We start from the raw sequence: 24,010 nt of genomic DNA, 5'->3' as shown, positions 1-24,010 counted from the left end.
ATTGAGGAGGAATTTTTTTATGACTTACACATTACCAGATTTACCTTATGCATATGACGCATTGGAACCTTACATTGATGAAGAAACGATGCACCTGCATCATGACAAGCATCACAATACTTACGTAACGAATTTAAATGCAGCAATCGAAAAATATCCAGAATTAGGCGAAAAAACAGTAGAAGAATTATTATCTGATATGGATGCTGTTCCAACAGATATCAAAACAGCTGTACGCAACAATGGTGGTGGACATGCTAACCATTCATTTTTCTGGGAAATCATGGCACCGAATGCGGGCGGCGAGCCTACTGGGGCAATAAAAGAAGCAATTAATGAAGCTTTTGGCGATTTTTCTTCTTTTAAAGAAGAATTCAAAAAAGCAGCAGCTGGACGTTTTGGTTCTGGTTGGGCTTGGCTTGTAATGGAGAATGGGAAATTAGCTATTACCTCTACTGCAAATCAAGATTCTCCATTGATGGAAGGTAAGACACCAATTCTAGGTTTAGATGTTTGGGAACATGCTTACTATTTGAAATATAAAAATGTACGTCCAGACTACATTGCAGCATTCTGGAATGTTATTAATTGGGACGAAGTAAATAAACGTTTCGAAGCAGCAAAATAACTATTTTCTCCATCATATCAGTCTTAAAAATAATTTGGAAAATAAACGAGCGAAAGCTTGCGAGCGTTTTCTAAATTGGGTATAATGTTCTTGCAAGGTTACTTGCAAGAACTTTTTTGGAGGCTATACATTTATGGAACACGGAACAGTTAAATGGTTCAACAATGAAAAAGGATTTGGGTTTATTACAGTAGATGGCGGAGATGACGTATTTGTTCATTTCTCAGCAATTCAAGGAGACGGCTTCAAGAGCCTAGAAGAAGGCCAAGAAGTAGAATTTACGATTGTTGAAGGTGCGCGCGGTCCTCAAGCTGCTGAAGTGACTAAATTATAATAATTTGTTGGATAAAGACACGACTTCTTAGGGAGTCGTGTCTTTTTGTCTATTCAAGAAGTTTTTTGATTTCTTGACTAAGTAAATAGATTTGTTCACTAGACATTTCATAACTAATTGTCAAGCAAGGTACATCTTCTTCATAAGTAACGGTTTTTAAAGAAGTATCAGTTGTTCGGATGATCAATTCCGGCTTGAATAAAAGGTCGTTAGTAAACACAACATTTAAATACATACTCAGCTGTTCTTGAAGAATTTCCATATATGCTAACTCCAAACCAATCGGAAGGTCACTCTCAAATTTGATTTTGATTTCTTTATTAAAGTAAGTAGGAGAAATGATCAACATGAACGCTTCTGCTAAATTCCAAGAATGCAACCAATCAAGTTCCTCAGATTCGTTTTTAAATTGTTCCGTCAATCGGTTGATTTCTCGGTGGAATGCCGGATAACTCATCTCGATAAAAGAGGTAATTTCATGTTTGACGATCGAAAATTGAGGAAATAGCAATCCATGCATCCCATTTGCGAGCAGTGTACTGTTCAACAGCGACTTTTTTGAATGGATTTGGGCAGACTTGAATCGATTGGAGTGAATATAAGAATAAAAACTAGTCTGCAGTTGTTTTACAGGAGTCGCAATTTTTGTATGGATACGCAAAGCAGTTTGCAGATAGTCCTCTTTCAAATAAAAAGCAGCCCGAGATTGCATCCAAAGAAACAAGAACATGCTATCTGTCAGACTGAAACGCATACGTTTATAATTCGTTGTTAACTCTTCAGCCATTTTTTCAATGCCATTCCAAAGGTCAAGTGAAAAATCAGGTAATTCTTTTGCTGGAATAACGTGTCCTTGTTGAGAACGAAGATAAGTAACAGCTAGTATAAAGGACCATTCGATCATTTTTATCTTATTTGGTTTTTGATGAACGATAGCAAAAGAATCCTCCACTTCTGAAAATAATTGATGAAACTCTATTGAAGCAAAAGGCCATTCAACACTGCGATAGGATGGCCATAGTATCAAATAAATCAAATAACGAATTTGCATCTCACTTCCTTTGAAATACATCTCGCCTTTTTTTGTTTTGATCTGCAGTTGATATTTTTTTAGTATCTGATTGATGCGAGTAATGTGCCGCCGAAGGATGGATTCACTGATATTATTATCCTCAGAGAATTCCGCAATCGTTACTTTCGAGTCAAGGCATAAATTTTTCAACAGATGAAAAATAGGCGAGCGCTTCGAAATGGACAGAATCAATTCTTGAAAATCCGAATTGGTACCTAAAAATAAATAATTACGTCCTTCCTTTCTGAACTGATCGCTAATGGAGAGGGTGCGTACTTGTTCACAATAATTTTGTACAGAACGTTTGTCACAAGCAGTGAATTCAGCTAATTGTTCGATAGACCAAATTTTATTGGAATGATAGATGGTATCAAGAATAGTAATCTGTAAACGTGTGGTCTTTTCCAATAATGAATAAAAATCCATGAATTTTAATTCCTCCAATCAATAATTAGTACTTAAGTTATCTTGATATTAAAAAATAATGTTATTTTTTAACGGAAAATGTATGCAGAAAAAACAATTTATAATAAAAAAAGTTTGTTATATGAAAAGCTATACCTTTAGTTTGATAAACAAAATATTGATTTTATTGTTATTTTATTTATTTGTGAATAAATTTACTTCAAAAAAAATAAAAATATTTTTTATTCTTTTATGCTTAATTTCATTATAATTCATCTCATAAAAAAAGCATAATTTTATACTAAAAATAGAAAATCGATTATTTTGTACTTTATTTTCGTGAAAAATGGATAGTTATTTAAAAAAAGATTAAAACTTAATAATAGATTTATCATTGAGATGTTGTTAAACTTCCTCTGACTTAAGTTGAAAACAAAATCTGCACAAAAAGATATCTTTTTGATTAAAAAATGATAGCTAAGGGGTGTTGTAATCTTTTCTTTTTTATAACGATCAAAAATTTGGGGATGAACGATAGAAGGATGACAGGAGGAAAAAATGAAAAAGGATTATAAAAAAAGTATGAACCAGAAGGCACGGGCAAAAAGTAGATCGAAAAAAATCTTGCTTGCCGGTACATCCATTGCAGCTGGTGTGATGTTAGGGATCACACCAATCTCAATGGCTACGCCATTATTTACTATTGGTTCTCAACAAGTACATGCAGATGTAATCAGTGGGCAACTGTTTAACAATTTAAGTACAACGAATACTAGTGGGACTACAGCTGCTGCCCCATTTCTTCTTCAGGGGGCGAGTCGGGATGTTGATTTTGTTATATCAGCGAATAGTGGTATTGATGTTAGCGTGATTAATGGAACGCGTCGTGCTGTCTTAGCTATTCCAGAAGAAATGCAAGGATTGGTCACTCCGAATGGAACTGGTACTTTCTACACAGATATTTTGCTTCCAGGAAATAGTTTAGCACCTCTATTAAATATTGTAGATGGAGCGGTGACTACTTTGGTAGGAGCAGTAGAAGGTTTGATTAATTTGAATCCTTTAGCTACAGTGAATCTTTCGGAAGTTTATGAACAACTTGCTTTATTGAATAATCTAAGTACACTGACTTCTGCTGAAGTAGAATTGCAGCTTCAAATGCAAGGGGATGAATACATCTACAGAGAGCTAGACGGTGCCTTGGAAACCGTGATACGAGAAAATTTAAGTAATATATTGAGCGGAATCAATAATGCAGTTCAAGCAATCGAGGCAACTTCAACTGGAGGGCTTCTTGGAGATGCAGCGGCCGGAACAATCAATACTGCTTTAGCAGTTACAGTCAAGCCAGCGTTCAATCTTACGTTTAATACCGCTTTGGCATTGGTGAATGTCGGTTCTTCTTTCCTTGGTAATCTTGCTGATGCAAGTATTTTGGGTGAAACGACTGTTACTATACCGACAACGATCCAAGATCCTACTTATGCAGACTTAACAAATGCAGGTGTCGACATGACTGTTCCTTATGAAGCAGGATTTATCGGTACCATTCTTAAATCAGACATTCTATCGATCTCTATTGCTTCGAATGTTGATGGCTATTCTCCAGTGTTTTATGCAGCTGAAGAAGTCACTGCTCCTTATAACGTAGAAGTTACAGGTAATTCTACTGATGGTTATGAGGTGACTGGGATGGCAGATCCCAATGCCACAGTTCGTATTTATGATGATGAAGGAAATATGATTGCAGAGGGACAAGCAGATGAAAATGGTAATTTTGCTATTCCAGTCTCGGCAGAAGATGTTGTGCCCTTAGAACAGATCCAATTGATTGCTTATGATGAAAATGGTGTAGCAAGTGCGCCAACAGCAGCAATTATTCCAGATGATGATGAAGGAGATGCTGATGCCGATGCCGATGCTGATGCCGATGCTGATGCGGACGCTGATGCGGACGCCGATGCCGATGCGGACGCTGATGCCGATGCGGACGCTGATGCCGATGCGGACGCTGATGCTGATGCCGACGCTGATGCTGATGCGGACGCTGATGCCGATGCGGACGCTGATGCCGATGCTGACGCCGATGCCGATGCGGACGCCGATGCTGACGCGGACGCTGATGCCGATGCTGATGCTGATGCGGACGCTGATGCGGATGCTGACGCTGATGCGGATGCGGACGCCGATGCCGATGCCGATGCGGACGCCGACGCCGATGCTGATGCCGATGCTGACGCTGATGCCGATGCCGATGCCGACGCTGATGCTGATGCTGATGCCGATGCTGATGCAGATGCCGATGCGGACGCTGATGCCGATGCGGATTCTGACGCTGATGCCGATGCCGATGCGGACGCCGATGCCGACGCTGATGCAGATGCCGATGCGGACGCTGATGCCGATGCCGATGCCGACGCGGATGCTAATCATCCAATGGGAGACATGCATTCTCATGATCAAGATTCAGTGCAGATGCCAATAAGACATGGTCATTCAAATACTCCAAAACCAAGTACTACAGGTGGATCTACACCGAAATCCTTGCCAAAAACTGCTGAGACACTTCATAGTTCACTTTCTTGGTTAGGAGCAGCTCTGTCTACACTATCTGGTTTAGGAATTTGGAAAATCAAAAAAAATAAAAAAACAGATAACAATAAATAATTAAGAAAGAAGCCGTTGCGGCAAGCAGTTCCGTATCTATGATTTTTTGATAAAAACGGATGTTCAGATTTTGTTTGCCGCAACTTCTTTTTAATATGAGGTGATTGAGTGCTAGTTAAGACAAAAGAAAGCTATTTGCCAGCAATCAAAGAAATGATAGAAACAATTGAAACAAATATATCAAAACAATTGATGATCGTCTCTACAGGAGATTTTACGAATAGAGGAAAGATCTTTGAATTCTACGGCAGTAATTTTGATACGATTTGGCGGAATTTTTTGACAGCATACCATGTCAATAAGCTGGATCAGGCGACTTATTTAAGAATTGATATTGTTATTGAAGAAGAAAAAAACAACTATGAGCAGTTTATACAGCACTTAAAAAAATCAGAAGAAATAATTACATTGATTTCAATGTAAGAATTGATGGGCTAAGAAAAAGAAGTTTCTTAAAAGAAGAACTGGTAGCAAATGCGATCATCAAACCTAGTAAAACACATAAAGTTGGGAAGAATCTTCCTGATTTAAGAATCGACGCTCAAAATTACCGCAGTTATGTGAAACGCAAGTATGGTCGTGAAGAGACAGATCTCAGCTACTTGGAGCGTTCTGCGTTCTATTACTTTAAAACAAAATCTTTTTATTTTGAAGGCGGTCATATTTATCCTTTGCAAGATTACGGTAATGGAAATTGCTTACGGGAAGTTTCATATGAAAATTTATCAGAAATAACAGATCTAGTGATCGAAAAAGGAAGTATATATCTACAAAACCAGCTAACTGCTACAGGAAAATTTATTTACGGATATTATCCTTGTTATAATCAACTGCTTAAAGGTTACAATTCCGTGAGACACTTTTCGTCTTTATATGCGCTAGCCGAAGCAGCAGAATACTTTTCGGATGAAAAAATGCTCTCAGAGGTTGAAAAGGGTTTAGATTGGGGGATTGAAAATCTGACTTCGGAGACTGACGGTTATTTTTTAATCAAGGATTATTTAAACACAGAGATCGAATATAAACTAGGAGCACAGGCTACAGCAATCTTAGCTTTTTCAAAATACATCGAACAAACAGGTGATGAACAATACGTTCCAATCCTAAATCGTCTGATAGAAACTGTTTCCGCTAAATTTTTAACAAATGAGCATCGAACGATTCATGTACTTAATGCACAACTAGAAACGAAAGAAAAATTTCGGATCATTTATTATGATGGTGAAATTTTATTCTCTTTGCTTCGAGCATATGAGATTTTAGGCAATAAAGAAGTTTTTGCTATATGTCAAGGTTTGATGGACCAGTTCGTAGCGAACGACTATCAAAAATATCATGATCATTGGTTAAGTTATGCGACCAATGAAATGCTGAAACATAGCCAGACAGAAGAATATTATCGCTTCGGTATAAAAAATGCGTTAGATAATATCGACTTTATTGATAAAAGAGATACTGCTTATCCTACGATGCTGGAATTGCTTGTCGCTGCTTCAAAAATGATGAGAAAATTGGAGTTCAGCACGTGGAGAAAAACGATTTTTGCTGAAGAAACTGACTTCTATAAGGTAAAAGAAAGAATAAATACAGTAATGAAAAAAAGGGTGAGACATGAGATTACTACTGGGGTCATGTTCCCTGAATTTGCTCAATTCTTCAAAGAACCAGAAACAATAAAATATGGCTTTTTTGCACGTCATGATCGTTTTCGTATGAGGATCGATGATGCAGAGCACTTTTTATCAGGATTGATTAACTATCGAATGTATGATCAAAAGAAGGAGTGAGAAGAATGGTTGGATTCATTCGCTTTGTTACATTAGCTGCATTTGGTGTTTTCTATTTAGGTCTTAAAATACGTCGGAAAAATGATCAAAAAAATAATCTGAAAGAATCAGATTTAAGTCAATATAAGAAAAATGAAGAAGGGTTGTATCCTTGGGAAGTGGATCAAGATGATTCTCCGAAAAGGATCGAACCGAATGCCTCCAGATATGTAAACCAGGCAAGGCCAAGAAGAGGCAGGTGGTAAGGCGTCTAGAAAAAAACAAGAAAAACAGGAGGAGAGTTATGACTTCGATACATTCATTATTAGTTGATATGGATGGCCATTATTTAAAGAAATATAGAGATTTAGATAGAAATATCCAAGATGTTGAATATTTCTCAGGCCACTTAAAACGAAACATGGATTATTCTGATACGATGTTTGTTTGTGTTTCGCCAGAAAGAAGGAGTTACGTCAATCGAAAGGTCGTGAAATGGCGAGATGGAAATGAACAAATCATCGGAAAAGAAAATTGGTTTGGGGTGATCGTTACTGAAAAACCAATCATGGATCCGTCAGTGACGACACCACAGTTCATCGTAGAAGATAGTTGGAAATTTTTATTGGAATTATCTGCGAAATTGCGTTCCTGTTTTGTAAATCCGGTTGTTGCGATTACCGGGTCAGCAGGGAAGACTTCTACGCGAATGATGATCACTCATTTGCTTCAAGAAGAGAAAGTTTTGGAAAACAGGGGAAATCACAACGTTCGGTTTGCTGTTCCTTTATACATGAGTAAATTACTTTCTAATCCTGATGTCTTGAATCTTGAAGTTTCTGTCAATGCTTTGAATTCATATGATACAGGGTCGATGTCTAATTTGATACAACAAGATATTGCTATTGTGACTTCAATTGGAGAAGCACATCTTAGTTCTTTAAAAAATACAAAAGGAGTAGCAGTGCATAAAGCAAAAATTTTCGAAGGCCTGAAACAAGATGGAATCGCCATCATCAATGGAGATATAGGAAAAGAAGAATTTTCAATTTTAGTAAGCGCTGCTGAGAAAAGAACCAGCAAAATAGTGGTCTATTCATTACATGATGCTTCAAGAGATGTTTTTGTGAAACAAATCTCACAAAAAAGAGAATATTGCGAAGTCCTAGTTTCTTTTTTCGGAGAAGATATTTTATTGAAACTTGCAGTTTCTTCAGAAGGGATGATCGCTAATTCATTGGCTGCGTTGATTGTAGCAAAAGAACTGAAAAAAGAGATCTCTCCATATATAAAAAAATTTGAGACATTCAAACCACTACCTAAGATATTGGAACGTACGATTTATACATCAGAAACAGGGACAGACTTCACCTTTATTGATGATACGCATAACGCTTCATTGCCTTCCATGAAAAATGCAATCAATTACTTTGATGGGATACAACCATTTTATAAAGGAAATAAAGTCTTGATACTTGGACAAATCGCTGATTTAGGCGATTCAACAAAGCAAATCCACCGCTTTGTACAAGAGGAGTTAAACCAATCGGCTGCCACGCATATTTATGGTTATGGGGAACATTTTAAATTGCTTTTTGAAGAAGGACAGAAAACAGATGATCGGCTTCAATGGTTCGATTCACTTCAGGAATTATGCAATGATCTGGAAACAAAACTAATAGAAGACAGTTTAGTTTTAGCAAAAGGATCAGTTACTGGAAGTGATTTTCATGAAATCGGCAAATATGTGCGTCAGATCGGAAACAAGCATAATATGAAAAGTCAGACTTTATAGAAGGTATTAGGGAAACGCCATGTTAGTCTGAACAGAGTAAAGAGGAATCGTTAAAATGACGGGAAAGGAGTGTGGCAGGTCGATGTCACACTCCTATTTTTGTGAAATACCTGGTTGTTCAATTTTTCTAGCAAAAAATGCATAAAAAAAGATAAAACGTTTATAAACTGCGTATATTCGGGCTTTCGAACTTTTTCGTGGTGTGGTATGATAGTTAAGAATTTTGAGAAAATTTTTAAAAGAATGGTTATTATACAAGAATTATTTTTTAAAGTTTTCTTATGATTAAAAAGTGAATTTGCTGATTGAACAGTTGTATGAGACAATATTTTAGAAAATGTGAGACAGAGGTGTACTATGAAGCAATGGCAAAAAGTTCTATTAACCTTATTAGGTATACTCGTTTTGCTGATAGCCGGATTATCAGCATACGGTATCAGATTTATGGGAGAAGCGAGCCAAACAGTAAACAAAATATCTAAAAACTCTAATCGAATATCTTCCAAACGTTCTGAGAAAGTAAGCATTGATGACAAAGAACCGTTTTCGGTTTTGCTATTAGGTTTAGATACCGGTGGATTAGGAAGAACAGAACAAGGGCGTTCTGATACGATGATGGTAGTAACAGTTAATCCGAAACAAAAAAAATCAACGATTATCAGTTTGGACCGAGATATTTATACGAATATCGTAGGGTATGGAACGGTAGATAAATTAAATCACGCCTATGCATTTGGTGGCGTCGAAATGGCCATGGATTCAATTGAACAACTGCTTGATATTCCTATTGATCATTATGTAACCATCAATTTGGACGGTATGGAAGATTTGATCAATGCGGTCGGCGGCATCAAAGTGAATAATAAAATCGACTTTACGTTGGATGGTGTCCATGTACCAGTAGGTGAACAAACATTGGATGGAGAAAAAGGATTAGCCTATTCCCGAATGCGACACGAAGATCCAGAAGGAGATATCGGGCGACAACGTCGTCAGCGGGAAGTAGTGACGAAAATCGTCAATAAAGTTTTAAGTTTAGATGGCGTAAGCAATTATAGAAAAATTTTAAAAGCAGTCGAAAACAATGTGACAACAGATTTGGATTGGGATGACATGCTTGATGTAGCAACGAATTACACGCCGGCGTTCGAAACGATTAAACAAGACCAGTTGCAAGGTGAAGGTCAAATGATCAATGATATCTACTATCAGATTTTAGGACAAAACGATCTCCTATCGATTCAAAATGAACTGAAGAAACAATTAAATATCAAAACCAGCGACACATTACCTAATTTGAAAAATGAGAATGCTTCAATGATGTTCTTTGATGATTCGGAAGGTGCCGATTCGACAACCGGTGATGGGTCGAATAGTGAAGGATACACTGATTATTCTTCCTATTCAGAAAACACCTATGATCAGTACCAAGATCCGAATACCTATTATCAGCAAACAGAAGATACAAGTCAGTACTATACACCAAGTCAAGATACTCAAAGTTATGATCCTTATGCTGGACAGGAACAAAATGGTTATGGTTATGACCAGAATAATGGGTATGGAACAACAAGTGGGTACTAGAAAAAAATAGTTTGGTTAATAAAGGGTGCCACCTAAATTAGACAAAAAAATCTAACTTAGGTGGCACTCTTTTTATGTGTTAAATATACTTTCTTAACAAGTTTTTAGTTTTTAGCACTTAGTTTAAAAAATAAATCGAATAATTCAGTAGAGTTGCGAATAGTACCCATAAATAATAAGGAATCATGAGCCACATGACTAGGCGATGATGCAGCCATAATTGATACATAAGCACTGACAAGAAAATAACCAAAAGTGTAATATCGATTGCTGCAACGAAGATATTTCTTAAATTAAAAAATAGAGCAGTCCATATGAAATTAAAAATGAACTGAATCACAAAAAGACCTACAAGGTTGTTTCGCTGTTTTTTGTTGTTGTGATTAAGCAACAAATAAAGAGAAATACCCATCAAAATATACAATAAGGTCCACATTGGTCCAAATATCCAACTAGGTGGTGCAAATGGCGGAAGTTGTAAAGAATAGTAATATTCTCCAGGATTTCCGCTAAGCAATCCTGATAAAAAGCCTAATATGACAATTCCTATAACACAAACCCAAAAACGAATATCTTTTATCATCTTCATTCTATTAACTCCTTTCTATAATAATATTTTACATGAAGAATCACAACAATACCTGTATTTAGTTTGTGAAGTAAGAATAATGGAGAAATATTGTTATTTAAAAAAGTTAAAAATTTGTTTATATGAATCATGAATTTGAAAAAGATCGTATTAAATAATTCTCATGTTTTTTACAATTCGTTATTTTCTTATTAACTTCTGTTACAATCTATATTGTAATCGATTACATAAAAGCTTGGCTGAAGTAAAAAATTATACATAGGAAGGTTGATAAATATGAAAAGAGGTTTACTCAAAGTACTTACTGGGGCGGCACTCAGCACGATGCTTTTTTCTCCTGCATTGCTGATTCAAGTACAAGAATCATCTGCAATCGAACAAACAGTAGTGACTAATCCCGATTTTGGAGTAGGACAAGGAATTGAGTGGCCAAAACAAGTAGTTGCTCCTTATGTGGATATAACTGCTTATTCTTCTGATGAAGAACTATCTAATAATGGGGCATTGAACTTAGCAGCTGTTGCTCAACAAACAGGACAGAAATTTTTTAAATTAGGTTTTTTACAGGCGAGAGGTATTAGAAATGGTCGAATTGATTGGGCTTGGGGTGGTTTTAATGGTCTAAGTGAGATTGATAATGACGAATGGCAGTATGAAGGAATCAAAAAATCTATCCGGGAATTACGGCAAAATGGCGGAGATGTAGCTGTTTCGTTTGGCGGACTGAATTCAGGAGCATTTTGGGAGGTCACTCAAAATCAAGCACTTTTATATGATGCCTATATGGAAGTTATTCAAGGCTATGGATTGACACGTGTAGACTATGATGTAGAAGCCGCTGCGATGGGATATGAAGCGAATTTGGCAAATGCAAAAGCGGTAAAGAAAGTTCAAGAAGCAACTGGTGTAGAAGTAACGTTGACCTTGCCAGTCATGGATACTGGCCTGATTTCGACCGGATTAGCAGTGTTACAAGCTTATCTGGAGGCAGGAGTGGATTTGACAAATATCAATCTAATGACAATGTGCTACGGAAGCAGTGTACCAGATTATGCCCAAGGGTCGCTTGATGCTGTGGATAATACAATGGTGCAGTTAAAAGAGTATTATCAAAGATTTATGGGAACGACTTTGACGACAGAACAAGCATATGCTAAATTAGGAACCACTCCATCAATCGGATTTGAAAGTGAAGCTCATCCATACTTTACAGCAACGATGTTTAATCGAGTTGTTCAGCATGCAAAAGAACGAAATATTGGAATGGTTTCCTACTGGTCAATGAATCGAGATTCAAAGGTCGATGGAGGACAAGGACAAGTCAACAACCGGTATGAATTTTTAAATGTGGCACAACGTTTTACAGATGACACACCTCTTCCAGAGGACAAAGAAAAACCAACTATTCCAGAGAATTTTAAAGCAGAATTGGTGACATCTAGGCGTGCTGCGCTAAGTTGGTCACCTGCGACAGATAATGATTCTATTGGAAAGTATAACCTTCGATTGATTGGAAACGAAGAAATAGTTGAAAGAAGTACAATAGATATCAAGTATACTTTTGAGAATTTAAAAGCGAATACAACTTATACAGTGGAACTTACAGCAGAAGACCGTTCTGGTAATATTTCGGATAAAACAACATTGACGTTTACAACATTAGCGGACAATGAAAGTGAATATCCAGTATGGGATCCTGAAAAAGTTTATGCGGCTGGCGATCGTGTTGTATACGAAGGCATCATCTATGAAGCTAAGTACTGGACTCAAAACAATAATCCAAGTGAATCTGGAGAATGGGGACCTTGGAGACAGATTTCTTGATTCATAGGTATATATGAAAAATAAATAAAAAATGTAAACAGGAGTTTTATTTAGCTCCTGTTTCTTTTTATTTCAATATAAAATTATAAAAGCATAATGTTTGTGTTAATATAATAAAGCGTTTACAATATGTTTATCAAATGAAGGAGGTTTCTACATTAAAAAGATTAGTACGTTATTGTTTATCGGGTTAGTTAGTTTAGGGTTGTTCGGTTTCAGCATTCCAGGTTTCGCACACGGTTATATTACTTCTCCTGGAAGTCGTGCATATCTAGGAACATCAGCAGCAGGAAATCTAAACCAAAATGTCGGAAGAGCACAATGGGAACCGCAAAGTATCGAAGCTACCAAAAATACATTCATTGATGGAAAAATCGCCAGTGCAGGAGTCAGCGGATTTGAACCTTTAGACGAACAGACATCTAACAGATGGTATAAAAATATGGTCAATCCAGGAACATTGAATATTACTTGGAATTTAACAGCGCAACATCGGACAAGTACTTGGGATTACTACATTACCAAGCCAAATTGGAACCCTGATCAACCTTTGAAATTTAGCGATTTTGAATTGATTACAAAAATAGACGATAAAGCAACCGTACCACCAAAAACAGTCAACCAAACAATTACACTTCCTCAAGACCGCAAAGGATACAATGTGATTTTAGCAGTATGGAATATCAGTGATACGACAAATGCATTCTATCAAGTGATTGACGTGAATATCCAATAATAATCAAAAGGGCTGTGACAAAAAACGTGTCACAACCCTTTTTTGAATAAGCAGTGTTCGCCTGCCAACTCCTCGGTCACAAGTGACAATAGTCACCAAACATGAAAAGCTGTTTTTTGAAATTGTTCCTTATGACTCGGAGCTGAACGGCAGGCTCACGCCTTCTCTCGTTTAATCAGCAAGTCTCGTCATCTTCACGACAACTTCACAACGTGCAGTCTGAGGAAACATATCAACAGACTGTAAATATTCAACATTGAACTTTTTACTTAAATGGACCAGATCTCTGGCAAGTGTAGAAACGTTACAGGAGATATAAACAAGTTTTTTTGGTGGAAATTTCAGTAACGATTGAATCAATGCGTTATCCAAACCCGTACGTGGCGGATCTACGATGATACCATCTGGCTGAAAACCTTCATTCAACCATTTAGGTAGAACTTGTTCGGCTGTACCGACTTCATATCGAGTATTGTGATACCCTAATCTTTCCGCATTTCTTTTTGCATCAGCGATTGCTTGAGGAACGGTATCCATTCCTCGGACTTCTTTGACCTTTTTTGCTACACTTAGACCAATCGTACCAACTCCGCAATAAGCATCTACGATTGTTTCATCAGGCTGGGCACCTAATGCTTTGATTCCTTCACCATAAAGCAGTTCGGTCTGCTGAGGATTCAACTGAAAGAAGGCGCGAGGAGAAAGATCGAAAGTCACTTCATTGATTTGTTCTTCAATGGTTTCTTTTCCCCATACGTGGATCGTTTCATCCCCCATTACGAGAGATGTTTTTTGTGCTTGGACATTTTGCATGATCGAAACAACTTCGGGCAGGCGTTCATTGATCTCGCGAATCATTGCGTTTTTTTGTGGGAATTTTTTACTGCGAGTAATAAAAACGACTTGCAGCTCTCCAGTTTTGACACCGATTCTGACCATGATCGTGCGGAAAATACCACTGTTTGTCCGTTCATCATAGATGGGTGCATCAAATTTATTCAATAGTTGAACAACAGTATTCATCACTTTTTGTGTTCGGGGTTCTTGTACCAAACAGTCTGTTATAGGAACTAACTGATGCGAGTTTGCTTCATATAAACCAGCTTCGGTCTTTTGCGTTTGTTTATTTTTTCGTAATTGAAATTGTGCTTTGTTTCTATAATGCCATGGATCATCCATCCCAATCGTCGGTAACAACTGGTAGGATCGAAAGCCTGCTGGTTTGAATTTTTCCAATGCTTGCAAGAGTAGATCCTTTTTAAAATCCAATTGTGCTTGATAGGCTAAGTGTTGTAATTGACAGCCACCGCATTCATAATAAACAGGACATGGCGCCACTACGCGATCTTTGCTTGGCTTTTTGACTTTTATTAATTCTCCTTCTGCATAACGAGGAGTTGCTTTCGTGATTTTGACTAGTACTTCTTCTTTTGGTAGTGCATACGGAACAAATATAATCAATCGTTTGAAATAACCAATTCCTTCGCCATTTATGCCTAAACGCTTGATTTTCAAAGGAATCGTTTGTCCATTTTTGACAATTGTTTCTGCCATAAGTATCTCCCTTTTTCTTTTTTCTGTGGTTTATTCTAACATATAATACCTGATTACGGGGATTTTCTATGGTATGATAGAGAATATATGTTCGAGGAGGATGTTTATGTTAACCGTTACGAGAATCAGTAAAGGCAAAGGCCCTTTCTATCGCGTAGATTTATCTGAAGGAGAAGCTTTACAAGTATCTGAAGATGTATTAGTACGCTATCGTTTGTTAAAAGGACGGGAATTAGACGAAGAAACTATCCAAGAGATCAAGAAGAGCAGTGGCGCTGATTTCGGATTTCAGCTAGCAATGAATTACTTAAGCTATCAGTTACGGTCGGAAAAAGAAATCCGAACATACTTAAAAGAAAAGGAAATCCTTCAAGAAGACCGAAATAAAATCGTAGCCCGATTAAAAGAATTGGATCTTGTCAATGATTTGGTCTATGGGGAAAGTTATGTGCGCACGAACATGCGCTTAAGTGACAAAGGTCCAAAAAAATTGTCACAGCAAATGCAGCAAAAAGGATTAAAACTAGAGATTATTGAACAGGCGCTCGCCCAGTATACAGTTGAAGACCAAGTTCAAAATGCACATCAAACAGCTGAAAAAACATTTGGAAAAAATCATGGGAAAAGCCAAAAAGAATTATTGCGGAAAATCCAACAAACTCTGATGACAAAAGGTTTTTCTCAAGAAGTGATCCAACAAGCGATGGCTGATCTTCCGCAAGAAGTAGACCAGGAAACAGAATATGATTATTTAGTCAAACAAGGGGATAAACTATGGCGAAGAAATTCAAGGTTTGAACCTAAAAAAAGAAACCTAAAAGTAAAACAAAGCTTATATCAAAAAGGATTTGATTTGGATATGATCCAGCGATTCATTACGGAAAAGGAAGAGGAAAGTGAATAAAGAATGGGAAAAATGGACAGACGAAGAAACAAAAGAATTTCAAGATCAGTTCATTCAATGGTATGAACAAGAAAAAAGAAACCTGCCATGGCGCTACAATCGGGATCCTTATCGTATCTGGATCTCTGAGATCATGCTCCAGCAGACCAGAGTAGATACAGTGATCGATTATTTTTATCGCTTCATGGAATGGTTTCCTACAATTGAAGAATTGGCAACTGCTCCAGAAGAAAAGCTTTTAAAAGCTTGGGAGGGGCTTGGCTATTACTCAAGAGCCCGAAACATCCAAGCAGCTGCTAAACAGATCATGTCTGAATTTGACGGAAAAATGCCGCAAACGCCTGAAGAAATCAGCTCATTGAAAGGAATAGGCCCCTATACGACAGGAGCGATAGCAAGTATAGCATTTGGACTTCCAGAACCTGCAGTTGACGGTAACGTGATGCGAGTAGTCAGCAGATTGTTTTGCATTGAAGCAGATATTGCCAAAGCTTCCAGCAGGAAAATCTTTGATGAAGCGATGCGGAAAATCATTGATGAAACGTATCCAGGTGAATTCAACCAAGCAATGATGGATCTAGGATCAGCTATCTGTACACCAACTTCTCCAAAGTGTGAAGCTTGTCCGATCCAAGCCTTTTGTTTAGCCAACAAACGAGGAATCCAAACGAGTTTTCCTGTAAAAACAAAAAAAGCAAAGCCAAAAAACGTTTATTATATCAGTGCGGCTCTTCAAAATCATTCGGGAGCGTATTATTTTGAAGAAAGAGATAGCCAAAAACTGCTAGCGAATATGTGGACATTTCCAATGGTGGAAGTGACACAAGAGGAGTACGAGCGATTGAAAAAAGAATGGGAAGCAAAACAGGAAGTCGATCTGTTTGATGATCTAGTAGCAGAAGACGGAAAAGAGCTTCCCTTCGAAAAGCAGGAACTTTTTATTTGGCAGACACGTCATTTAGGAGAGGTTACTCATGTTTTTAGTCATCTGAAATGGCATGTTCTCCTTTTTTACGGACGGGCAACCGAGGAAGCAGAACAGGAATTTACCGAGAACAAAACTTCGAAGTGGTTGAAGCCTGCTGCATTTGATTCGGTCGTTTTTCCGAAGGTACAAATGAAACTAGTGGAACAGTTGGAGAAAAATCGAAACAATAGGAATCCTTTCTAGGCAAAGCTCATTTTTATTGATATAATAATTATGATGTCGGTGTAATGAACACCCAAACACAAAGCACAAAATGCTGCTTAAGGAAGGGTTGCTATGGGAGTTCCAAAAGAAGGAGAGTTTGTGACGATCCAAAGTTACAAGCACGACGGCAGATTGCATCGAACGTGGCGAGATACCATGGTATTGAAAACAAGCGAACACTCTATGATCGGCGTGAATGATCACACATTAGTTACTGAATCTGACGGACGCCGATGGGTAACGCGCGAACCAGCGATTGTGTATTTTCATAAAAAATACTGGTTCAATGTAATAGCAATGATCAGAGAAAAGGGGGTTTCCTATTATTGTAATCTAGCTTCACCTTTTTTGCTGGACGATGAGGCCTTGAAATATATCGACTATGACTTGGATATCAAGGTGTTTCCTGACGGCGAGAAACGACTATTGGATGTCGATGAGTACGAGATGCACAGCAAAATGATGAATTACCCGAACGATATTGACTTCATCCTAAAAGAAAATGTGAAGATTCTGGTTGACTGGATCAATAATGGAGATGGCCCGTTCTCAGAAGGCTATATTGATATTTGGTATGACCGTTACAAGCAATTGTCGCGTAAGTAAACGCAAAAAAGAACAGTAAGCCAGTGAGAAATTTTTCTCAAAAGCTTGCTGTTTTTTTTTTGAAAAATTTTTTATAAAGTCTTTTTCATATAAATGTGAGGCATGCCAGCGTCTTCAAAAGGCTCACCGTAAGCTATGTAACCAAGCTTTTCGTAAAAAGCTTCCGCTGTAGACTGCGCTCCTAATAAAATCGTATTATAGCCTTGATTCTTAGCAAAGGTTTCTGCTTCTTCAATCAATAGTTTACCTAAGCCTTGGTGTCTGTATTCAGAAAGAATCGCCATTCGCTGTAATTTCATTTTTCTGTTTTCTAAAGGCAAAAGGCGTACAGTTCCTTGCGGTTCTTTTTTATCTGAGTACAGAACGAAATGGATGCAATGTGCTTCATCTTTATCTATTTCTCGAGACAAAGGGACACCTTGTTCGACTACAAAGACTTGATGTCTGATTCTTACAGCATCTAAGTAAATATTGCTCATTGTATCTTTTGTTTGTACAACTTTCATGGTCTAGCCACCTTCCTTTCGTATAGTATACTGGAAAATAAAATAAATAAAAAGTATGGAAAGTTTTCGAAAATAAAAAAAGAATAAAAGAATTTTTAGTGAATATAATATATACTAGGAAGAAAGAAAGGAGGAAATCTATTGTTTGAAAAACTTAGACAGTCTAAACTAATGTTTTGGTCGCTTGAATTATTGATCATAGCTGCACTGATCATGATTTCATCAGAAATAAATTTTATTTTTGAACCGATCGGGACATTTTTTTCCACGTTATTTGCACCCGTACTGATTGCAGGCTTTCTTTACTATTTGCTGAATCCTATCGTCAAGCTGCTGATGAAAGCAAAAATCAAAAGAATATGGGCTGTCGCAATTGTGCTGCTCCTTTTAGTTGCAGCAATTATTTGGATTTTACTTAGTGTCATTCCAAGTCTAGTACAGCAAATTTCCTCATTGGCATCTAGTATGCCTGATTTTATCAAACAGGTGGAAAGTTGGTTAAAAGAGGTAGCCGAATTGCCTGTGTTCAAGGAAGTTGATATCAATAAATATTTTGAACAATTAGATATTTCTTACGGGACGATCATCCAACAATTCCTTAGTGGCGTTTCCAACAGTTTAGGTTCGATCGTTGGAACGATTGCTTCGGCAACCGTAGTGATCATTACGGCACCCTTCATCTTGTTCTATATGTTGAAAGATGGCGAAAAACTAGTGCCAAACATCCAACAGTTTTTCCCGGAGAAAAGAAGAAATCAAATTGTGGAATTATTGGGACAGCTGAATAAAACATTAGCTAATTATATTAGTGGACAAGCAATTGAATGTCTATTCGTCGGCACTTTTACATTTTTAGGATATATGATCATCGGTGTAGATTATGCTTTCTTGTTTGGGGTCATTGCAGGATTGACCAACCTGATACCATATTTAGGACCTTATCTAGGGCTAGCACCTGCATTTTTAGTGACGATCTTCAACGATCCGATAAAAGCATTGCTTTGTTGTTTAGTTGTACTAATCGTCCAACAGTTAGATGGAAACATCATTTATCCGAATGTAATTGGGAAATCACTGAAGATCCATCCTTTAACGATCATTATCGTCCTTCTAGTAGCAGGAAACATTGCAGGATTGCTTGGTATCTTCTTAGGTGTTCCTTTTTATGCAATCTGCAAGACAATCATTTCCTATATAATCAAAATCATCAAGGAAGATAAACAAAATGAAAACAAGAAAAAAATTGCTACGACCTCGTAGATAGTTTTAGTACACTTGTTTTTATTGCAAAGAAAATTGCTTTGTGATACCATTTTAACGTGGCTATAGTGCCACGTTTTTTTCTATCGTAAACTAAAAATTAATTTTATAAGGAGAGAATGCGATTATGAATGCTGACCCTGAGAGTCAGTCGCTGTTAGCGCAGATTTTATTATTGATCGTTTTGACATTGATCAATGCTTTTTTAGCAGCTTCCGAAATTGCTGTTGTTTCGATCAATAAGAATCGAATCGAGCAAAAAGCTGATGAAGGAGATGTGAAATCTCAAAAGCTTTTAAAAATATTGCAGAATCCAAATAATTTCCTATCGACAATCCAAGTAGGAATCACTTTGGTCAACATTTTGTCCGGTGCGTCACTAGCAAATACTTTATCGGAACGGTTAGCTCCGGTATTAGGTGGCGGTACAGCGGCAAAAAATATTGCAAATATCATTGTGCTGGCTATTTTGACCTATGTATCGATTGTTTTTGGAGAATTGTACCCTAAACGTATTGCTTTAAATAAATCAGAAGAAGTCGCAAAGTTCACTTCAGGGCTGATACGCTTGATCGGCGTAGTAGCTAAGCCCTTTGTCTGGTTGCTTTCTGCTTCTACAAGTTTGTTGGCACGTATCACACCGATGACCTTTGATGATGAAGATTCAAAAATGACCAGAGATGAAATGCGTTATATGCTTGAAAACGAAGGCGTATTGAACAACGAAGAATTGGAAATGCTCCAAGGGGTTTTTTCTCTTGATACGAAAGTTGCTCGAGAAGTAATGGTCCCACGAACGGATGCATTTATGATTGATATCAATGACACTGTGGAAGAAAATGTGAATAAAGTTTTATCGGAAAACTATTCAAGAATTCCTGTCTATAATGAAGACAAAGATAAGGTAGTTGGAATCCTTCATACAAAGAATTTACTAAAAGCAGCCCATAAATTTGGCTTTGATCATTTAGATATCAAAAAAATCATGCAGGAGCCTTTATTCGTTCCTGAAACGGTCTTTATTGATGATCTATTATATGAAATGAAAAAGACACAGAATCAAATGGCTATTTTATTGGATGAATATGGCGGTGTCGTTGGTTTAGCAACATTAGAAGATCTTTTAGAAGAAATCGTCGGAGAAATCGATGATGAATCAGATGAAGTTGAGAATCTTTATGAAAAAATCGATGAACACGAATATATTATCCAAGGACGAATGCTGATTGATGAATTCAATGAAGCTTTTGACAGTGATTTGCATATGAGTGATGTAGACACAATGGCTGGTTATTTGATTACAGCATTAGGCATGATTCCGGATGAAGGCGAAAAGTTATCATTTGATGTCGATAATATTACGCTGGTTTCTGAAGAAATGGAAGGTTCTCGAATCCTTAAAATCCGTGTCATTTTTCATGATCCGGAAGAAACAGAAGCGGAACCTGAAGAAGAACGCAGATACTTCAGAAAAGAATTCGAAGATGACGAACCAAGAAGATAATTGGAAACTTGGTTATAAAAGAAAGACGTGTTGCTTGAATAAACAAGCAACATGTCTTTTCTTTAGTCAGCTGACAAAAATATTTGACTCTTATGATTTGGTGGCTTTTTCATTCGCTGAATCCATGCTATACTGATTCAGTTGTAGTAATTAACAGAAGTTGTGAAAAAGCTGTCTTGTATCAAGTAATAAAAACAGCTAAGCAAAAACAGCTTCTCTTGTTTTTGGGTTGGTGGGGATTATTACCAATGCAAGCTTTTAAACACTGTTTACTCGGAAAAAGGGACGGCGACACGGCTTTTGTCACAGCCCTATATGAAATTGTCTTTCCTTAAGAGAACAGACAATCTGTCTAGAAAAAGATAAATAATTGAATGGAAGAAATGGAGTTAGGTTATGAATAATCCAGAATTAAAGCAGCAAGTGGACAATCGCAGAACGTTTGCGATCATTTCCCATCCGGATGCGGGGAAAACAACGATTACAGAACAATTACTATTGTTTGGTGGAGCTATTCGTCAAGCCGGAACTGTAAAAGGAAAGAAAACAGGTAATTTTGCCAAATCAGACTGGATGGAAATCGAGAAACAACGTGGAATATCTGTCACTAGTTCTGTTATGCAGTTTGATTATCAAGGAAAACGAGTAAATATCTTGGACACTCCAGGACATGAAGATTTTTCTGAAGATACTTACCGTACTTTGATGGCTGTGGATAGTGCGGTCATGGTAATCGACAGTGCCAAAGGGATCGAAGCACAGACAAAGAAATTGTTTCAAGTGGTTAAAAAACGTGGCATCCCGATTTTTACTTTTATCAACAAACTAGATCGTGATGGTCGCGAACCATTAGAACTGTTAGAAGAATTAGAAGAGTTATTAGATATCGAGTCTTATCCAATGAATTGGCCAATTGGTATGGGAAAAGGTTTAGAAGGTCTTTATGATATTTACCATAATCGTGTAGAGTTTTATCGTCCGGAAAATTATCAAGGAGAACGTTTAGTAGAATTGGATGAAGATGGTCTGCTTCCTGATAATCATCCTTTAACTGAAAATTCCTTATATGAACAAGTCTTAGAAGAAGTAGAACTACTCAAAGAAGCTGGAGATGCATTTAATCAAGAAAAAATTGCTCGTGGCGATCAGACACCAGTATTTTTTGGTTCTGCATTAACTAATTTCGGTGTACAGACTTTTTTAGAAACTTTCGTTGAATTAGCACCAGCTCCTTATGGGCATAAAACACAAGATGATCAGATGGTAAGTCCTTATGAAGAAGAATTTTCTGGTTTCGTATTCAAGATACAAGCAAATATGAACCCAGCCCATCGTGACCGAATCGCTTTTGTCCGAATCTGTTCTGGAACATTCGAGCGAGGAATGGATGTCTGGTTAGAACGTACAAATAAAAAATTGAAATTAAGCAATGTTACGCAATTTATGGCAGATTCGAGAGAGAATGTAGAAAAGGCAGTAGCAGGTGATATTATTGGTGTATATGATACCGGTAATTATCAGATTGGGGATACATTGTTCGAAGGCAAACTAAAAGTTGCTTATGAAGAACTTCCTTCATTTACTCCAGAGCTGTTCATGAAAGTGACTGCTAAAAATGTTATGAAACAAAAATCCTTCCATAAAGGAATCTATCAATTGGTTCAAGAAGGAGCGATTCAGCTTTATAAAACATATCTAACAGAAGAATATATCATTGGGGCTGTTGGTCAGCTGCAATTCGAAGTATTCCAATATCGTATGTTAAATGAGTACAACGCAGAAGTCATCATGTCTCCGATGGGGCACAAAATTGCTCGCTGGATTGATCCGGAAGATTTAGATGAGAAGATGAGTTCAAGCCGTAATATCTTAGCGCGTGATCGTTTTGATCAGCCGTTATTCTTATTTGAGAACCAATTTGCGGAACGCTGGTTTGCGGATAAATATCCAGATGTCAAACTGAGAAGTTTGATGTAAAGAGGTTATAAAAAATTTGCGTTGCATCAAGTAATAAGGAAAGCCAAACAAAAACAGCTTCTCCTGTTTTGGATTTGGTTGAATACAGTTTACCAAGAAACCATGAGTCTGCCACTCAGTTTCAAGTGCAAATAAAAATTTTGAAAATACATTCTTATACTTTGTTGTTAGCCGTGACGGATTTTCCGTTACGGTTCTTTTTATCATTTAAAACTATAAAAAATGTCTAATCTAAAAAAATATAAAAATTACTTTGCGTACATACTATTAAAGAGAGGAGGGTTTGTGAAATGGAAACAGAATGGCAAAGGCGTCAAAGAAAAAAACAGAAAAAAGCAGAAATGTTGCGATTATGTCGATTGTTGGATGTAAAAGACTGGGACAAAAACGAGCAGATTGCACAAGAAGTGCAATCAATCATCCAGAAAGAAGAAAAAGTAAAAAATAAAGATACGAGTAGATCAAAAAATGAAAAGAGAAAGACACAAAAGAAGCGTAAAAAAATAAAGAGCCAGAAAGCAAAAGAAACAAATGAGGCGTGAATCGTCTCATTTGCTTCTTTAATTATGTTCAAAAGTTGATTAAACGGCTAACGTCGCATCTAATTCGTGTTTTGGAATAGAGATTTCAACAAGCCCGGCCAATTCGATTACTTTGATTTCATCCTCGTGGTAAACAGCATCTTTGATTTTATCCAAGAAATAATTTTTAGCTTCTTCGATTTCTTTCGGCTGGATTTTACGTTTATCATTGATTAACAAAATTTCATTATGTTCAGGGGCTTCAGTGTAGACAATAGTGGTATTTCCGGCTGTGTAGACTTTGACCAGATGGGCATCAGTGTTTTCAAGCTGGTTCAATACAAGACGGGAATGGCTGTTTGTTACATTTACCAATTTCATGGCGCTCACCTCTTTTATGTATTTTTAATTGCTTGTTTCTTTTATTATAATTTCTTTTTTATAAAATGAACAGTATTTTGACTTTTCTGAAAAAAGAGAGCGTGGGACAAAAGTAAAGAACACTTTTGTCCCACGCTCTAAACACGTATAAACAGCGGAAGCAGAAGCAACTCCTTCGGAAATAAGCTGAAATTCACAAAAATTT

General features: G+C 37.1%; 20 protein-coding genes and 1 pseudogene. 16 read left to right on the top strand and 5 right to left on the bottom strand.

The window, feature by feature from the left end; all coding sequences use genetic code 11:
• The first annotated feature begins 19 nt into the window (after positions 1 to 19).
• Both AC1F25_RS06445 and AC1F25_RS06440 read left to right on the top strand, forming a co-directional pair.
• On the top strand, positions 20 to 628 hold the full coding sequence (locus tag AC1F25_RS06445) for a superoxide dismutase (RefSeq protein ID WP_002310320.1): 609 nt from the start codon (positions 20 to 22) through the stop codon (positions 626 to 628).
• A 133-nt stretch (positions 629 to 761) separates the two neighbouring features.
• Positions 762 to 962 carry a cold-shock protein gene (locus AC1F25_RS06440; RefSeq protein ID WP_002292860.1) on the top strand — a complete coding sequence of 67 codons (201 nt, stop codon included), beginning with the start codon at positions 762 to 764 and terminating at the stop codon, positions 960 to 962.
• Positions 963 to 1,011: 49 nt separating this feature from the next.
• Here AC1F25_RS06440 and AC1F25_RS06435 read toward each other — a convergent pair whose 3' ends face one another.
• Positions 1,012 to 2,460 carry an AcpB/EbpR/MafR family transcriptional regulator gene (locus AC1F25_RS06435; RefSeq protein ID WP_479993982.1) on the bottom strand — a complete coding sequence of 483 codons (1,449 nt, stop codon included), beginning with the start codon at positions 2,458 to 2,460 and terminating at the stop codon, positions 1,012 to 1,014.
• A 537-nt stretch (positions 2,461 to 2,997) separates the two neighbouring features.
• Here AC1F25_RS06435 and AC1F25_RS06430 point away from each other — a divergent pair.
• The 5 genes and pseudogenes from AC1F25_RS06430 to AC1F25_RS06410 all read left to right on the top strand — a co-directional run bounded on the left by AC1F25_RS06430 (position 2,998) and on the right by AC1F25_RS06410 (position 10,251).
• Positions 2,998 to 5,106 (top strand): adhesive domain-containing protein, encoded by a 2,109-nt coding sequence (locus tag AC1F25_RS06430; RefSeq protein ID WP_479993981.1) that lies wholly within the window; start codon positions 2,998 to 3,000, stop codon positions 5,104 to 5,106.
• Positions 5,107 to 5,214: 108 nt separating this feature from the next.
• A pseudogene (locus AC1F25_RS06425) lies at positions 5,215 to 6,893 on the top strand (hypothetical protein).
• A 5-nt stretch (positions 6,894 to 6,898) separates the two neighbouring features.
• Entirely contained in the window at positions 6,899 to 7,138 is a 240-nt protein-coding gene (locus AC1F25_RS06420; RefSeq protein ID WP_002316958.1) for a hypothetical protein, read from the top strand.
• 38 nt (positions 7,139 to 7,176) lie between these two features.
• Entirely contained in the window at positions 7,177 to 8,667 is a 1,491-nt protein-coding gene (locus tag AC1F25_RS06415) for a Mur ligase family protein (RefSeq protein ID WP_025476959.1), read from the top strand.
• A 357-nt stretch (positions 8,668 to 9,024) separates the two neighbouring features.
• Positions 9,025 to 10,251, top strand: a complete 1,227-nt coding sequence (locus AC1F25_RS06410; RefSeq protein ID WP_002334662.1) for an LCP family glycopolymer transferase — start codon at positions 9,025 to 9,027, stop codon at positions 10,249 to 10,251.
• Between the two features lie 118 nt (positions 10,252 to 10,369).
• On the opposite strand, the gene AC1F25_RS06405 is transcribed toward AC1F25_RS06410, so the two are convergent.
• A complete protein-coding gene (locus AC1F25_RS06405; RefSeq protein ID WP_002310332.1) occupies positions 10,370 to 10,840 on the bottom strand; it encodes a TspO/MBR family protein in 471 nt (156 codons plus the stop codon).
• Positions 10,841 to 11,116: 276 nt separating this feature from the next.
• On the opposite strand from AC1F25_RS06405, the gene AC1F25_RS06400 reads away from it, so the two are divergent.
• Both AC1F25_RS06400 and AC1F25_RS06395 read left to right on the top strand, forming a co-directional pair.
• Positions 11,117 to 12,664 carry a carbohydrate-binding protein gene (locus AC1F25_RS06400; protein WP_002320427.1) on the top strand — a complete coding sequence of 516 codons (1,548 nt, stop codon included), beginning with the start codon at positions 11,117 to 11,119 and terminating at the stop codon, positions 12,662 to 12,664.
• A gap of 157 nt (positions 12,665 to 12,821) precedes the next feature.
• A complete protein-coding gene (locus AC1F25_RS06395) occupies positions 12,822 to 13,400 on the top strand; it encodes a lytic polysaccharide monooxygenase auxiliary activity family 9 protein (RefSeq protein ID WP_002310335.1) in 579 nt (192 codons plus the stop codon).
• 171 nt (positions 13,401 to 13,571) lie between these two features.
• Here the strand turns inward: AC1F25_RS06395 and rlmD are convergent, their stop codons facing one another.
• A complete protein-coding gene (rlmD, locus tag AC1F25_RS06390; protein ID WP_479993980.1) occupies positions 13,572 to 14,954 on the bottom strand; it encodes a 23S rRNA (uracil(1939)-C(5))-methyltransferase RlmD in 1,383 nt (460 codons plus the stop codon).
• Between the two features lie 106 nt (positions 14,955 to 15,060).
• On the opposite strand from rlmD, the gene recX reads away from it, so the two are divergent.
• The 3 genes from recX (at position 15,061) to ntdP (ending at position 17,656) form a co-directional block, all read left to right on the top strand.
• Positions 15,061 to 15,858, top strand: a complete 798-nt coding sequence (gene recX, locus AC1F25_RS06385) for a recombination regulator RecX (protein ID WP_002320426.1) — start codon at positions 15,061 to 15,063, stop codon at positions 15,856 to 15,858.
• On the top strand, positions 15,851 to 17,029 hold the full coding sequence (gene mutY, locus AC1F25_RS06380; RefSeq protein ID WP_002316961.1) for an A/G-specific adenine glycosylase: 1,179 nt from the start codon (positions 15,851 to 15,853) through the stop codon (positions 17,027 to 17,029). Before recX ends, mutY begins: the two co-directional genes overlap by 8 nt.
• Positions 17,030 to 17,122: 93 nt before the next feature.
• On the top strand, positions 17,123 to 17,656 hold the full coding sequence (gene ntdP / locus AC1F25_RS06375; RefSeq protein WP_002310342.1) for a nucleoside tri-diphosphate phosphatase: 534 nt from the start codon (positions 17,123 to 17,125) through the stop codon (positions 17,654 to 17,656).
• 71 nt (positions 17,657 to 17,727) lie between these two features.
• On the opposite strand, the gene AC1F25_RS06370 is transcribed toward ntdP, so the two are convergent.
• The gene (locus AC1F25_RS06370; protein ID WP_151668682.1) at positions 17,728 to 18,162 is read right to left on the bottom strand and encodes a GNAT family N-acetyltransferase; all 435 of its coding nucleotides are present in this window, start codon (positions 18,160 to 18,162) and stop codon (positions 17,728 to 17,730) included.
• 141 nt (positions 18,163 to 18,303) lie between these two features.
• Here AC1F25_RS06370 and AC1F25_RS06365 point away from each other — a divergent pair, with 141 nt between their 5' ends.
• The 4 genes from AC1F25_RS06365 to AC1F25_RS06350 all read left to right on the top strand — a co-directional run bounded on the left by AC1F25_RS06365 (position 18,304) and on the right by AC1F25_RS06350 (position 23,445).
• Positions 18,304 to 19,422 (top strand): AI-2E family transporter, encoded by a 1,119-nt coding sequence (locus tag AC1F25_RS06365; RefSeq protein WP_002310347.1) that lies wholly within the window; start codon positions 18,304 to 18,306, stop codon positions 19,420 to 19,422.
• A gap of 127 nt (positions 19,423 to 19,549) precedes the next feature.
• Complete coding sequence (locus AC1F25_RS06360) at positions 19,550 to 20,926, top strand: hemolysin family protein (protein WP_002310348.1); 1,377 nt, start codon at positions 19,550 to 19,552, stop codon at positions 20,924 to 20,926.
• 396 nt (positions 20,927 to 21,322) lie between these two features.
• On the top strand, positions 21,323 to 22,903 hold the full coding sequence (locus AC1F25_RS06355) for a peptide chain release factor 3 (RefSeq protein ID WP_002316963.1): 1,581 nt from the start codon (positions 21,323 to 21,325) through the stop codon (positions 22,901 to 22,903).
• A 290-nt stretch (positions 22,904 to 23,193) separates the two neighbouring features.
• Positions 23,194 to 23,445 (top strand): hypothetical protein, encoded by a 252-nt coding sequence (locus AC1F25_RS06350; protein WP_002310351.1) that lies wholly within the window; start codon positions 23,194 to 23,196, stop codon positions 23,443 to 23,445.
• Between the two features lie 39 nt (positions 23,446 to 23,484).
• Here AC1F25_RS06350 and AC1F25_RS06345 read toward each other — a convergent pair whose 3' ends face one another.
• On the bottom strand, positions 23,485 to 23,805 hold the full coding sequence (locus tag AC1F25_RS06345; RefSeq protein WP_002310352.1) for a DUF1827 family protein: 321 nt from the start codon (positions 23,803 to 23,805) through the stop codon (positions 23,485 to 23,487).
• Positions 23,806 to 24,010 lie beyond the last annotated feature (205 nt).

The organism is Enterococcus sp. M-BR2, assembly GCF_056612775.1.
Note: the sequence above shows the minus strand (reverse complement) of the source record. Positions and strands in the feature narration are given on the sequence as shown.